This window comes from Brevibacillus sp. FSL K6-6036 (genome assembly GCF_037964015.1).
Lineage (GTDB): Bacteria > Bacillota > Bacilli > Brevibacillales > Brevibacillaceae > Brevibacillus > Brevibacillus borstelensis.
The window spans coordinates 4266466-4279967 of the sequence record NZ_CP150173.1 but is presented as its reverse complement, the minus strand read 5'-3'; the positions used below and the strand labels follow the sequence as shown (position 1 = coordinate 4279967).

Here is a 13502-nt window from a genome sequence, read left to right as displayed (position 1 = left end):
TTTTTACTAGTGCCCGTACCATAAAGCAATTCAAGCAACAACAACGGCATACACAACACCCTTGATCGGAATGTTGTCTGGCTTATGTGGAGGGAAGGAAATACGGATGAAACCTGTAACAAATAAGCGTAATGTGACGATTGCGGTTATGATTGCGACCTTTTTGGCCGCTATTGAGGGAACGATCGTCAGTACGGCGATGCCGACGATCGTCAGCGACCTGGGCGGCTTTCACTTGATCAGTTGGGTCGTTTCGATCTATTTGCTCACCTCGGCGGTGACGACGCCCATATACGGCAAGCTTGCCGACTTGTTTGGGCGCAAGCCTGTGTTCAACATTGGGGCGATCCTGTTTTTGCTCGGATCAGCGCTGTCCGGCCTGTCTCAGACGATGGAGCAGTTGATCTGGTTCCGGGCCTTTCAGGGACTGGGAGCGGGTGCCATCATTACGATTACGTATACGATTGTCGGCGATATTTACCCGTTTGAGGAAAGAGGAAAGGTACAAGGGTGGATGAGCGGCATCTGGGGCATATCCGGTATCCTGGGGCCGTTGACCGGAGGCCTTCTGGTCGACTATGTTTCCTGGCACTGGATTTTCTACATGAATATCCCGTTTGGCATTGTCTCCATCGTTTTGATTTGGTTGTACCTGCATGAAAATATCGAGAAAGTCCGCAAGCACATCGACTATGCCGGAGCAGCAGTTTTTACGATCAGCGTTTCCGCGCTGCTGTATGCGTTGTTGAGCGGCGGGACTGAACATCCCTGGAGTTCGCCGCTGATCGTCGGTCTGCTGATCTTTTCGGCTTTGGGCCTCCTGCTGTTTATCTACTTGGAAAAAAGATCGCCGGAGCCGATGCTTCCCTTGCAGCTGTTTACGATTCGGAAAATGAGCATCGTGAACTTCGCCGGATTTCTTCTCGCTTCCGTGCTGGTGGCTGTCTCGTTTTATCTTCCGCTGTGGATTCAGGGCGTGTACGGATTGGGTGCGACCGGTTCCGGGCTGACTTTGATTCCGATGTCCGTTGGCTGGCCGATTGGTGCTGCGCTGAGCGGGCGTCTGCTGGCCAAGATCGGGATTCGGCCGACATCGCTCTTTGGCGTATGCGTCTTGATTGTCGCTACCGTCTGGCTGTCCATGATTGAACCGACGACACCTCATGTCATGCTGTACGGGATTACGTTCCTGTTTGGCCTAGGCTTTGGCTTCGCTTTTACTTCCTTTACCGGAGCGGTACTGAGTGTGTCCTGGAATTTGCGCGGTGTTGCCGTTTCTACGAACTCCTTTATCCGCACGTTGGGACAAACCCTCGGGATTGCGCTGTTTGGAACCTTGCTGAACTCTTATGTACAGAGCGCACCCGGAGCGGAAAACATCGACGTCAACAAGATCCTGAATCCGCATGAAGCAAGCCTGCTGCCGCAGGAGCTGTTGCAAACAGTGAGGGAGCTGGTAGCCGGCGGGCTGCACCAGATTTTCGTCATTTTGCTCGCATTGGCGGCAGTCAGCCTGATCGTAACCTTGGCTTACCCGCGAGAAAGAGAGCAGGAAGCCGCCTAGTTGAAGCGGTCCAGCCAATCATAGGGCGCGTGGGAGGGGCTCGATGACATCCCACGGCACAACAAACGGCTGTTTTTGCTTCGACTAAGCGATTCTGTATACGGGCATACTGTGAAAACCTGAAAAAGGAGGAAGCATGCCTGTGTACGGATTGCTTGTCAAGCTGATTACTGCTCCGCTCGTAGTCGTCCTGGCCGATGCGCTGTTCCCCGAGGTAGACTATGCAACCCTTTACCAGTCCATCGGCGTCGGCCTGGTGCTTGCCGTTGCCGGACATATGCTGGAGCTATTGCTGCTTCGGCGCGGGACGCTGTGGATGAGTACGGCAGCCGATATGATTTTGGCTTTTCTGGTCGTCTGGCTGAGCAGCGGCCTCTTGGTGGGAGCGAGAATCACGCTGATCGGTGCCGGTTTTACTGCGATTCTGTTTGGTGCAGTTGAATACATTCACCACGTCTCGCTGATCAAGAGCGGACGTGCAGAAAAGACATAGGGCATATCTTTCAAAAGGTGTGCTCTATTTTTTTCGGGATTTTGACAGCGAGACCGCAGAGTTATATGCTTACAATTGAGAATCTTCAGAGAGTGGAACTGGAAAGAGGGAGTCAACATTTGAAGGCGATTGTACTTGGAATTGTCGCTGCATTTTTCTTCGCTTTTACATTTGTATTAAACAGAGCGATGGAGCTGGACGGAGGAAGCTGGATCTGGAGCGCATCCCTGCGTTATCTATTTATGGTGCCGTTTCTGCTGCTGATCGTGGCCATCCGGGGCAACCTTGGGCCGCTGTGGCAGGAAATGCGGAAGCATCCGTGGCAGTGGCTGCTCTGGAGTTTTGTCGGGTTTGGCTTGTTTTATGCTCCGCTCAGCTTTGCCGCTGCATACGGTCCTGGCTGGCTGATCGCCGGTACCTGGCAAATCACGATCATCGCCGGGTCGCTGCTCGTACCCTTTTTCGGGCAGAGGATCCCGTACAAGGGGCTGGCCATGTCTGTCCTGATTTTGGCGGGAGTGGCGATCATGCAGCTGCACGAGGCGAAGATGCTGGGAGCGGCGGAGGTGCTGTACGGGATCGTGCCGGTCGTGATCGGAGCGTTTGCCTATCCGCTCGGGAACCGGAAAATGATGGCCTTGACCAGTGGGCGAATTGACGCGTATCAGCGCGTTCTCGGAATGACGCTTGCCAGCTTGCCGTTTTGGCTGGTCCTCGCAGGCTTTGGCGTGACGACGGCGGGAATGCCCAGCATGGGTCAATTGGCGCAGTCGCTGCTCGTCGCGATCACATCGGGAATTATCGCGACCGTGCTGTTCTTTCAGGCTACAGATCTGGTCAAGGGCAATCCGGTTCAGTTGGCCGCGGTAGAAGCTACCCAGTCTGCGGAGGTCGTCTTTGCCGTCCTTTTGGAAATCGCGATTCTCGCGGCCCCGCTGCCCTCGCTGTGGTCCGGTACGGGCATGCTCGTCGTCATGATCGGCATGGTCCTGCACAGCTATGTCTCTCATCTGCCAAAGCAGCCTTCCGCTCCGGTGAAATCGCCATCAGCCGCCTCATGAACGAGGCGGCCGCATCTGCTTATTCACCAGCGTCTCAAACCAGCGCCAGGGAAGCCACTGCTTGGCGAGGATGGAAAGCCTGACCCCGCTCCCGACAGGGTAGCGGAAGGAAGGCCGTGGAGCCAGAGCCGCGCGAACGATTACTTCTACCACTTCATCCGGGGCAGGGGCCCGCTCGGCTATTTTGGTTACCATAGTTGTCAGGGACTCCATTTGCCTGCTGTAGGGAGAAGCGGGGCGAGAGGGGGCATTTCCGAGTCCCTTTTCCCAGATGCTTGTCTTGTACGAGCCCGGCTCGACCAGGACGACATTGATGCCATGCGGGAGCATCTCCAGACGGAGCGACTCGCTGAAGCCTTCCACCGCATGCTTGGAAGCGGCATAGGCGGCCAAACCGGGAAAGCCGATTCGCCCGCTGATGCTGCTTATGTTGATGATCGTGCCGTATTGGCGTTCGCGCATATGGGGCAAAACGGCCTGTGTCACGCAAATCAATCCGAACACGTTGACTTCAAATTGCTCCCGCCATGCGGCAAGCCCGATTTCTTCGACAAAGCCGCCGCAGGCAAAGCCCGCGTTGTTCACGAGCAAATCAATGTTTTGATGACGCGCGAGCACGCCGGAGACTGCAGCTATGACTTCGTCAGGCCGGGTCACGTCCATTTGCACGACTTCCAGACAGTCGGTTACGCCATTTTGGGCAGCCAGCTTGTCAAGCTCTTCACGCTTTGAGATGTCCCGCATCGTGGCGATGACGAAGAAGCCCGCTTTGGCGAGAGCGACAGAGGTGTGCAGCCCAAAACCGCTGGAACTTCCTGTAAGGAAAGCGATTCGTTTGGATGTGTTGGTAGCCAAAACTATCACATTTCTCCCTTCTACTACCTGAATATCCGTCTGCTGGTAGTAAACTTTACGAAAATGTTCATAAATTTGTTAACAGAATTATAACAAATGGACTCCGATATTCAGATAAATTTATGTATACTGAAAGAGTTAATCGCAAAGGTAGTATTTTACTGCGGCCCTTACTCCTTCTTTAAATGTCTTTAAACCGATGTTGCTATTCCTTTTCGCTATTGGTTATCATAGTGGAGGAAAGTAGCAACTCCGACTATTTATTGGCAGCGGAGGAGTACGAAATATACGCTCCCGCCGTACATACGACAGGGCGTAATCAACATGAAAGAAAGAGGGGTTCATTGGTATGAAGAGTTGGCAACAATCATGGCGTCAGCTTTTCCTGTTTGGGTTGCTGGCGCTGACGCTCTCCGGTTGCGGCATGAGAGAGCTCTCTGCACTTCAGCCGCAGGGGCCGGTTGCAGCCATGCAATTCGACTTGATGAAGCTGTCGGCTTCCATCATGATCGGGGTCTTTATCGTCGTTATGCTGATCCTCACCTACGTACTTATTCGTTACCGCAAGCGTCCAGGACAGGAAGGCATTCCCAAACAAGTGGAAGGCAGCCATACCCTGGAGATCATTTGGACGGTCATTCCGTTCCTGCTGCTCATCGTAATGGCGGTACCAACTGTTACTACAGGATTTACTCTTGGTAAAGAATACAACAAAGATGAAGCGCTTCAAGTTCGTGTAACCGCTCACCAGTTCTGGTGGGAATTCGAGTATCCGGACCTTGGCGTATCTACAGCGCAAGACCTGGTATTGCCTGTCAATCAAAAAGTCCAGTTCACTTTGACATCTGCTGACGTTATGCACGCATTCTGGATCCCTGCACTCGGCGGAAAGATCGACACCAACCCGGGACTGGAAAACAAAATGTGGCTGCAAGCTGACAGAACCGGTGTCTTCTACGGAAAATGCGCAGAGCTCTGTGGAGCGTCTCACGCATTGATGGACTTCAAGGTTGACGTCCTGGAACAAGACGAATTTGCTGCCTGGGCAGAAAAAATGAAGGGCGTTCAATCTGCAGAACCTGCAGCGCCAGCTTCTGCAAACGCTGTCCAAGGACAACAAATCTTCGAAAAGAGCTGCTTGGGCTGTCACGCTGTCGCAGGCAAAGGCGGAAAACTGGGGCCGAACCTGACAAACTTCGCCGATCGCCAACGCGTAGCCGGTATCATGCCTAACGATGCTGAACACTTGGCCAAATGGCTGAGAGATCCGCAAAAAGAAAAGCCGGGCAACAACATGCCAAATCTGAACCTGAGCGAAGAGCAAATCAATTCGCTGGTTGAGTACATGTCTACGCTCAAAGTACAGGAAATAAAAAGATAAAGTTAATGAATGGAATCGTCATGAGGCAGTGACGCTAAAAAGGAGGTAAAACCGTGTCTGCACATGCTTCTCATGCACCCAAGCGGTCGGGAATCGCTGATTGGCTCACTACCGTGGACCATAAGAAAATCGGCATTCTGTACCTGATCGCCGGTGGGATCTTCTTCTTGGCCGGCGGTCTTGAAGCCCTGCTTATTCGCTTGCAATTAATGTATCCAGAGCTCCAAGTGGTCGGTGCGAAGACGTTTAACGAACTGATCACCATGCACGGAACTACGATGATCTTCCTGGCAGCGATGCCGGTGATCTTTGCACTGATGAACGCGATCGTACCTCTTCAGATCGGTGCGAGGGACGTTGCGTTCCCGTTTGTGAACGCACTCGGTTTCTGGCTCTTCTTCTTCGGGGGCGTCCTTATCAATACAAGCTGGTTCCTCGGCGGCGCGCCGGATGCCGGTTGGACGTCCTACGCAACTCTTGCTTTGAATCAATATAGTGGATTCGGGATCGACTTCTACGTACTCGGTCTGCAGATCGCAGGTCTGGGTACCCTGATCGGTGGTATCAACTTCCTGGTAACCATCATCAACATGCGTGCACCGGGCATGACCTTCATGCGCATGCCGCTGTTCACCTGGGCGTCCTTCGTGACATCCGGATTGATCCTGTTTGCTTTCCCGGCGATTACCGTCGGCCTTGTACTTCTGATGTTCGACCGTCTGTTCGGGGCAGCGTTCTTCAACCCTGATGCAGGTGGTAACGTTGTTATCTGGCAGCATCTGTTCTGGATCTTCGGTCACCCCGAAGTGTACATTCTGATTCTTCCTGCCTTCGGTATCATTTCCGAGGTAGTAAGTACCTTCTCCAGAAAGCGCCTGTTTGGTTACAGCTCCATGGTATTTGCGACAGCACTGATTGGTTTCCTTGGCTTCATGGTGTGGGCGCACCACATGTTTACGACTGGTATGGGTCCGATCGCCAACACCTTGTTCGGTCTGGCAACGATGCTGATTGCCGTTCCGACCGGTATCAAGATCTTCAACTGGCTCTTGACGATGTGGGGCGGGCAAATTCGCTTCCCTACCGCAAACCTGTTTGCTGTTGGTTTTATCCCGACCTTTACAATTGGTGGTATGACAGGGGTTATGCTCGCGGTTCCGCCTGCTGACTACCAATACCATGACAGCTACTTCGTAGTTGCTCACTTCCACTACGTAATCGTTGGTGGTCTCGTATTCGGTCTGTTCGCCGGTCTTTACTACTGGTGGCCAAAAATGTTCGGCAAAATGCTGAATGAAACGCTCGGGAAATGGAACTTCTGGACCTTCTTTATCGGGTTCCACCTGACCTTCTTCCCGCAGCACTTCCTCGGACTGATGGGTATGCCGCGTCGCGTATTTACGTACCTGGCTGGCCAAGGTCTGGAACTGGGCAACTTTATCAGTACCATCGGTGTTTTCGGAATGACGATCGGTACGATTCTCTTCCTTGTCAATGCATACGTTTCTGCGAAGAGCTCCAAGCGCGCGCCTGCGGATCCGTGGGATGGCCGTACGCTGGAATGGTCGATTCCTTCTCCGCCGCCGGAGTACAACTTTGCGCAAACTCCGCTTGTTCGCGGTCTGGATGCCCTGTGGGTAGAAAAAATGGCTGGCAACAAAGGCATGACTTACGCAGAACCGCTTGGTTCGATTCATATGCCGAATGGCTCCTTCCTGCCGTTCATCATGTCTCTGGGCCTGTTCATCGCAGGTTACGGTTTCATGTACCACAATTACGTTGTAGTCGGAATTGGTATGGTAATTACGTTCGGATGCATGCTGATGCGTTCTTTGAAAGACGACCCTGGCTACCATATCGAACCAGATGAAATCGAAGAAAAGGGGGTTAAGGCGTAATGGCGACCCATCACGTAAATGCGGTTCTGCCTGATGAACCGGAAAAAGCCACCCTTGAAGGCAAGAACAAGATTCTCGGCTTCTGGCTCTTCCTTGGTGGAGAGACCGTCCTGTTCGGTTCGCTGTTTGCGACGTTTATCGCGCTGCGCGACCAGACAAATGGCGGGCCAACCTCCCAGCAGCTGTTCGATATGCCGCTTGTGGCGTTGGCTACCTTGCTCCTTTTGACCAGTTCGCTTACCAGCGTGTTTGCGGTTCTGGCCTTGCACAAGAAAGACCTGAAAAAAATGCAAGCCTGGATGACTGTCACGGTTATCCTTGGCCTCGGCTTCCTGGCTTTGGAGATTTACGAGTTTATGCACTACGTCCACATGGGACATAAAATGACTTCCGGCGCATTTGGATCGGCCTTCTATACGCTGGTCGGATTCCACGGAGCTCACGTGGCATTCGGGATTCTCTGGATCTTGACCGTTCAACTGCAGACCGTGAAAAAAGGTCTGACAGTGGTAACGGCTCCGAAGTTTTACGTAGCCAGCCTGTACTGGCACTTCATTGACGTCGTGTGGGTATTCATCTTTACCGTGGTATATCTCATGGGTATGATCGGTGGAAAGGTGGGATAAGACGATGGGAGCACATGTACATGATGAACCGCGTAAGCCCAAGGTAAAGCACGATGGTGCGAAAAAGCATGTCATTGCGTTTATTGCATCTCTCGTCTTGACCGCACTGGCATTTGCCGCTGTAGCTTTTGAAGCGATTCCGGTCGGATTTACGGTTCCGTTTATCGTCGGTCTCGCATTTGTCCAGGCGCTGTTCCAGTTGTTCTTCTGGATGCACATGGACCAAAAGGGACACGAGTTTGCACGAATTTCGATTTTCGCCGGATTGACCTTTATCCTGATCGCGATTATCGTGTTCGTATTCTGGGTTTGGTGGTAAAAAGAGAAGAGGCAGACGAAATTTCGTCTGCTTCTTTTTTTGATTCTGTGGAGAAAAAGAGTCTTCTTGAAAACGGCTCTGTTATACTCCGTCAATAGCTTGTTCATGTCAAAAGGTGACATGAATTTTTTTTGTATCATGAACAAATTTCCCTACTTTAAAATTTTTTATGAGAGGGGGCAGCTCCCTTTTTCGTCTATAGTAGTGTACAACCAAAAAGGTACGGCTGCGCAGCAACCTTTTTGCGAGGAGGTAAAAACATGCAGGACGATCGGGAGATCATTGCGGAGGTACTTCAAGGAAACAAAGAAGCTTATGCTCTGATCGTCAACAGGTATAAGGGAAAAGTCGCTTCGATTCTGCGAAAAGCGATGGGGCATTCCCATGAAGTCGAGGACATCGTGCAGGAAGTGTTTATCAAGGCGTACTACAGTCTGCCCGACTATCGACCGGGACACTCCTTTTCGGCCTGGCTCTATCGAATCGCCATGAACCGGGGCATTGACGAATTGCGAAAGCGAAAACGAATGCCTGGTGTAGCCGAGGTGAGCAGTGAACTGAAGGACGAATCTCCGATCCCGGAGGAAGTTTTTTTGGAAAAAGAGCAACGGGTCGCTTTGCGGCAGCAAATCATGGCGCTGAATAAAGACTACGGGACGCTGCTGGATATGCACTATCTCCAATTTTTGAGCTACAGGGAGATCAGCAGCAGATTGTCGCTGTCTGTCGATACGGTGAGGATGCGCCTTTCCCACGCGAGAAGAAAGCTTCGAGACCGCCTGAGCAAAAGCGAAAAATAAGGAGGGAATCCACTTGAAATGCCTGACGCAAGAACTCATGGTCGACTACATGGAAGACAAACTATCTCCGGAACACAGAAGAAAGCTGGAGCAGCATTTCGAGCATTGCAAGCACTGCCAACGACAGTTGGAGCAATGGGTCGACGAGCTGGAGGAAGCGGGCAAGGCCCTCGTGGAAGAACCCCTTTCCGAGGATTTGGACCGCAGGATCATTAGCGCCCTTCCCGCGCATCCAGTGAAAATGCTGCACCGGGCTGCCGATACGAGGCAGTTGCCTATTTGGAAAAAGAGGAGTCTGGATATTATGAAAAAGACAACGATAGCCGCAGCGACATTGGCAGTAGTCATTTCCGGCGGCATGATGTATTCACCGACGTTTTCTACTTATGTGAACGGCGTATTTGCCAGCAGTCCGACGAACAAAGCGGAGCCTGTGGGCGTTGCGGGCAACGGCCTGCTTACCAGGCTGGGTGACGATGGCATTGAGGAAGCCGCCAAGAAAGGATTTCTCCAAACACCGAATGCAAGTGTTGCCGACCAAGGGTTTACCCTGACAGTCCATGAGGTAGTAGCAGATCCCTTTCGCATATGCATTCTGACTTCCATTAAGGATAAAAGCAATAAAAAGGAATCGCACTGGGATGCTTATCAGGAAGGACAAATCACGATCAAGGATAAACAAGGGAATGTTTTGCATTCTTCGACAGAAAAAGGAGCTTTGAAATGGGGGCTTACGGGAAAAGGCACGGGTAAAGGCATGAACGAAGATGGCCCTTACATGGAGCTGGTACACGATCTCAGCAGCCTGAACGGCGGCAAAGGGCTTCCGGATGAGCTGATTGTAGCATTCGACATCAAAAAAATCGGCGAGACAAACGGAAACTGGCAGCTGGAGGTTCCGGTGGACCTCAAAAAAGCGAAAGCGGCGACCAAAACGTATGCTGTAAACAAGAGCTATACCACTCCGCAAGGGTTGAAGCTGGACGTCAAGCAGATTACGTTTGCGCCAACCGGTGTCGAGCTGGTCGTTGACCGGAACACAAAAGAGATGGAATACAGCTTTGAGCTTGTGGATGAACACGGTTCTGTTCTGGGAGCTTGGGCCCCTGGCTTTATTTACGGAAAAGACGGGGAAAGGAAAAATCTGATGAGCGATCCGAGACGGAGCAAGTGGCGTCCTTCTGAGGAAATCGGGGAAAGCGTAAGGGATTTCCACTACTTCCAACCGATCGACGAAACGAAGAACATGATTCTCAGGCTTGGCCCTGTCTATAAACAGGAGCCGGCAGCGTTCCAGGCAAAGCTCGACCTTGCGAAGCTTGAGAAAGCCCCGGTTACGGTAGAGGAACAAGGCAATCGCTACACATTTCAGCATGAAAAGAACCAAGCCGACGAACCTGATCATTACATCGTCAGAGTCGAGGCTACGATTGGGAACGGAACGGCACCGATGAACCCCTTGTCCACATTCGGAGTCATTACGGATGAAAGCGGCAAGAAATACGATGGCGCATTCCTCAACGATGAAAGAAAGTATGAAAACGGACAGCTTCATATTAACGGTGGACTTCTCCTAAAGGGCGTCAAAAAACTGCCGAAGGAACTGATCATCTCCTACGACAAAAAGTATACGGAGCATCACGATGCAAAATGGGAGGTCCCGATCCAGACCGGAAAGTAAGAGAGGCGGCCAGGCATAGTCACGACAGGCACGGGCAAATGTTTGACAGAAAGCGATGAGTCAGCCAAAATTTGATTGCAGATCCCCTTTATGCAGACAGGAAATTGCATCTTCCTTCCTGTTGGCATGGAGGGGATTTTTCCATATTCGTTTGTCAACATATTGTTCATTTTTAGGAGAGGAAGTCGGGCTGAATTAACGGTATAATGAAGATTGTATAGAGGGCACCCTTTCTAATATGAAAGGAGGATTGAAAAATCCGATGCATGATCATCACCAACATGGAACTCCCGTTGATGGCGGGATTGGTTCGTTTTCTGATATGTGGAGCCCGACTGTCATTTTGATTACCATTTTGCTGACGATCCTTTACTTTGCACTAACAGGGCCGCTGCGTCACCGTTTTGCGGATTCAAAACCGGCAACGGCAAAACAGAAGGTGCTGTTTGTTTTGGCCATGCTGTTTTTTTATGCGGGTGCAGGCAGTCCGATCAACTACGTGGGACACCATTACCTGTTCAGCATGCACATGCTTCAAATGTCCCTCCTGTTCTTTGTATTGCCTCCGCTTTTGATGGTAGGAATTCCGGGATGGCTGTGGACGGCGATTTTCAGCAACAAGAGAATGTACGCCTTGCTGCGAATCTTCACAAAACCGATCGTGGCGGCTGTCGTTTTCAACGCTTTGCTGTCTTTCTACCACGTTCCGTTCATTCTTGATACCGCTTCTCTGAATCACGATGCGATGAATGCTTTCCACGCTTTCCTGTTCTGTACGGCTTTCTGTATGTGGTGGCCGATCGTAAATCCGCTGCCAGGCCAACCGGAGCAGCTCGCGGGCCTGAAAAAAATGGCGTATTTGTTTGCCAACGGGATTTTGATCACACCGGCATGTGCGTTGATTATCTTTGCCGGAGAGCCGATTTATCAGCATTACATGAATGCGCCACAGTTGTTCGAAGGGTATACCGCCTTTGTTGACCAACGGACCGGAGGCATCATCATGAAGCTGGTTCAGGAAATGGTCTACGGCTCTGTTTTGGCCTACATTTTTTATAAATGGCGCAAGGACGAAAAGCAGGACGACTTGCCGATGGATCAGCAGCCTGCAGCCCAAAATATCGGTGTGCTGAAGCCTGCGACCGATCAGGGCAGAGCATAAGGTATTGATAGAAAGAGAAAGTTGCGATACGAGGTGTAGATATGCACATTTTACTGCCTACGATAAGTACGTCCTTCATTGCCATTAGCGGGATTCTCGTAGCTTTTGGCTGGTATTTCATTCGCAGCCGCCAGACAGAAAAACACATCAAGACGATGAAGTGGGCGGCCATCTGTGCGACGATCTTCTTTATTACGTATGTATCCCGTACCGCTCTGCTGGGGAATACTTTGTTCGGCGGTCCGGACAACATTCGTATTTTCTATCAGATTTTCCTCATCTTCCATATCATCCTGGCAACGATAGGGGGAGTGATGGGACTGGTCACGCTTTATTACGGATTTAAAAGAAAGTACGACAAGCATAAGAAAATCGGTCCGTGGACGTCTGTCATCTGGTTTGCCTCTGCCATCACAGGCGTGACTGTTTACACTCTTCTCTACCTGATCTACCCAGGCGGCGAGACGACGGGAGTCCTGGATGTCATTTTCGGCTGGTAATCGAAGAGCTGATCATACAATGATTTTACGGTACGAAAAGTCTTGCAATGATGATGAGGGAATAGATTGCGTGATAAACTGCCACTTCCTTGTGAAGTGGTGGTCTGGCGTGTAAGGGATTTTTAGCAGACAGGAGGTACAAAACGTGGACCAGCAAGTGACGATGCAGGAGTCGATCGACACCGATCCTGCGGCGCAGTCCCAACCGGCAAGAAGGGCCACATTGCAAGATTATGTGCAGCTGACAAAGCCGGGCATTACGATGTCCAACCTGATGACCGCATTTGCGGGTCTGTGGCTGGCATCGTATGGATACCCGAACTGGGTTCTGGCTATTTGGACGATGATCGGAACCGCCCTGGTGATCATGTCTGGTGCAACACTGAACAACTATTACGACCGCGATCTGGATAAAAAAATGAAGCGCACCCAAGACCGGGCGATCGCTTCCGGCCGCATCTCCCCGCTGAAGGCATTGTTGATCGGAATTGGTTTGCTGCTTGTTGGACTTGTTGTTCTGGCCTATTTCGTCAATCCATTGGCAGCCGTATGGGGATTAATCGGCCATATCTTTTATGTGCTGATTTATACGCCGCTCAAGCGGGTAACCACGCTGAATACAGTTATCGGCGGCATTTCCGGCGCTGTTCCGCCAGTGATCGGCTGGGTAGCTGTCACCAACAATATGGACCCGGCTGCATGGCTTCTGTTTTTGATCTTGTTCTTGTGGCAGCCGCCGCATTTCCTCGCTTTGGCGATGCTCAAAACGGAGGAATATCGGGCAGGGGGCATTCCGATGCTGCCCGTCGTAAAGGGGTTTGCCGAGACGAAACGTCAGATGTTTATCTGGGGTGCCGTACTCATTCCCGCTTCGCTGCTGCTCTTTTTCTACAGCAGTGTCGGGTATCTGTATCTGGGTGTCATGGCTGTCATGGGCATCATTTATTTGGTGCTGTTGTTCAAGGGCTTCCAGCTTAAAGAGGAAGATGAACTGCCCTGGGCGAGAAAGCTGTTTGGCTATTCCATCCTGTACCTCACTGTTTTCTGCGCTGCAATTGTTGTGAGCACGATGCTGGACAACTTTTGACACGTAACGATCACAAAATGGAACGGAACATCCCTTGCACGGCAGGGGATGTTTTATTATCGTGATAGTGAGGAT

The 13502-nt window shown here is 51.4% G+C and carries 13 protein-coding genes; 12 read left to right on the top strand and 1 reads right to left on the bottom strand.

Going from position 1 to position 13502, the window contains the following annotated elements:
* Positions 1 to 106: 106 nt before the first annotated feature.
* The 3 genes from NST37_RS21170 to NST37_RS21160 all read left to right on the top strand — a co-directional run bounded on the left by NST37_RS21170 (position 107) and on the right by NST37_RS21160 (position 3118).
* Positions 107 to 1564 (top strand): MDR family MFS transporter, encoded by a 1458-nt coding sequence (locus NST37_RS21170; RefSeq protein ID WP_003391777.1) that lies wholly within the window; start codon positions 107 to 109, stop codon positions 1562 to 1564.
* 142 nt (positions 1565 to 1706) lie between these two features.
* Complete coding sequence (locus NST37_RS21165) at positions 1707 to 2057, top strand: DUF2512 family protein (protein ID WP_003391775.1); 351 nt, start codon at positions 1707 to 1709, stop codon at positions 2055 to 2057.
* A gap of 119 nt (positions 2058 to 2176) precedes the next feature.
* Complete coding sequence (locus NST37_RS21160) at positions 2177 to 3118, top strand: multidrug resistance efflux transporter family protein (RefSeq protein ID WP_003391774.1); 942 nt, start codon at positions 2177 to 2179, stop codon at positions 3116 to 3118.
* Here the strand turns inward: NST37_RS21160 and NST37_RS21155 are convergent.
* Positions 3113 to 3982, bottom strand: a complete 870-nt coding sequence (locus NST37_RS21155; protein ID WP_081924230.1) for an SDR family oxidoreductase — start codon at positions 3980 to 3982, stop codon at positions 3113 to 3115. The two genes, NST37_RS21160 and NST37_RS21155, sit on opposite strands and share 6 nt — an antisense overlap.
* A gap of 340 nt (positions 3983 to 4322) precedes the next feature.
* Here NST37_RS21155 and coxB point away from each other — a divergent pair, with 340 nt between their 5' ends.
* The 9 genes from coxB to cyoE all read left to right on the top strand — a co-directional run bounded on the left by coxB (position 4323) and on the right by cyoE (position 13427).
* Positions 4323 to 5354, top strand: a complete 1032-nt coding sequence (gene coxB / locus NST37_RS21150; protein ID WP_172920669.1) for a cytochrome c oxidase subunit II — start codon at positions 4323 to 4325, stop codon at positions 5352 to 5354.
* Positions 5355 to 5407: 53 nt separating this feature from the next.
* Positions 5408 to 7252, top strand: a complete 1845-nt coding sequence (gene ctaD, locus NST37_RS21145) for a cytochrome c oxidase subunit I (protein WP_003391768.1) — start codon at positions 5408 to 5410, stop codon at positions 7250 to 7252.
* Positions 7252 to 7878: a cytochrome c oxidase subunit 3 gene (locus NST37_RS21140; protein ID WP_003391767.1), complete on the top strand. Its 627-nt coding sequence runs from the start codon at positions 7252 to 7254 to the stop codon at positions 7876 to 7878. Before ctaD ends, NST37_RS21140 begins: the two co-directional genes overlap by 1 nt.
* Before the next feature lie 4 nt (positions 7879 to 7882).
* On the top strand, positions 7883 to 8197 hold the full coding sequence (locus NST37_RS21135) for a cytochrome C oxidase subunit IV family protein (RefSeq protein ID WP_003391766.1): 315 nt from the start codon (positions 7883 to 7885) through the stop codon (positions 8195 to 8197).
* Positions 8198 to 8457: 260 nt separating this feature from the next.
* Complete coding sequence (locus NST37_RS21130; protein WP_122958205.1) at positions 8458 to 8997, top strand: sigma-70 family RNA polymerase sigma factor; 540 nt, start codon at positions 8458 to 8460, stop codon at positions 8995 to 8997.
* 13 nt (positions 8998 to 9010) lie between these two features.
* On the top strand, positions 9011 to 10678 hold the full coding sequence (locus NST37_RS21125; RefSeq protein WP_339185769.1) for a DUF4179 domain-containing protein: 1668 nt from the start codon (positions 9011 to 9013) through the stop codon (positions 10676 to 10678).
* Between the two features lie 262 nt (positions 10679 to 10940).
* Positions 10941 to 11840, top strand: coding sequence for a cytochrome c oxidase assembly protein (locus NST37_RS21120; protein WP_051567352.1), 900 nt, complete (start codon positions 10941 to 10943; stop codon positions 11838 to 11840).
* Positions 11841 to 11881: 41 nt separating this feature from the next.
* Positions 11882 to 12340, top strand: coding sequence for a DUF420 domain-containing protein (locus NST37_RS21115; RefSeq protein ID WP_003391757.1), 459 nt, complete (start codon positions 11882 to 11884; stop codon positions 12338 to 12340).
* Positions 12341 to 12485: 145 nt separating this feature from the next.
* The gene (gene cyoE / locus NST37_RS21110; protein WP_172920671.1) at positions 12486 to 13427 is read left to right on the top strand and encodes a heme o synthase; all 942 of its coding nucleotides are present in this window, start codon (positions 12486 to 12488) and stop codon (positions 13425 to 13427) included.
* Positions 13428 to 13502: the final 75 nt, after the last annotated feature.

What these genes read in the sequence shown, in the direction of transcription:
- NST37_RS21115 (WP_003391757.1), top strand. Translation starts at nt 11,882, where the DNA reads ATGCACATTTTACTGCCTACGATAAGTACGTCCTTCATTGCCATTAGC.
- NST37_RS21135 (WP_003391766.1), top strand. Translation starts at nt 7,883, where the DNA reads ATGGGAGCACATGTACATGATGAACCGCGTAAGCCCAAGGTAAAGCAC.
- NST37_RS21170 (WP_003391777.1), top strand. Translation starts at nt 107, where the DNA reads ATGAAACCTGTAACAAATAAGCGTAATGTGACGATTGCGGTTATGATT.
- coxB (WP_172920669.1), top strand. Translation starts at nt 4,323, where the DNA reads ATGAAGAGTTGGCAACAATCATGGCGTCAGCTTTTCCTGTTTGGGTTG.
- NST37_RS21130 (WP_122958205.1), top strand. Translation starts at nt 8,458, where the DNA reads ATGCAGGACGATCGGGAGATCATTGCGGAGGTACTTCAAGGAAACAAA.
- NST37_RS21120 (WP_051567352.1), top strand. Translation starts at nt 10,941, where the DNA reads ATGCATGATCATCACCAACATGGAACTCCCGTTGATGGCGGGATTGGT.
- NST37_RS21140 (WP_003391767.1), top strand. Translation starts at nt 7,252, where the DNA reads ATGGCGACCCATCACGTAAATGCGGTTCTGCCTGATGAACCGGAAAAA.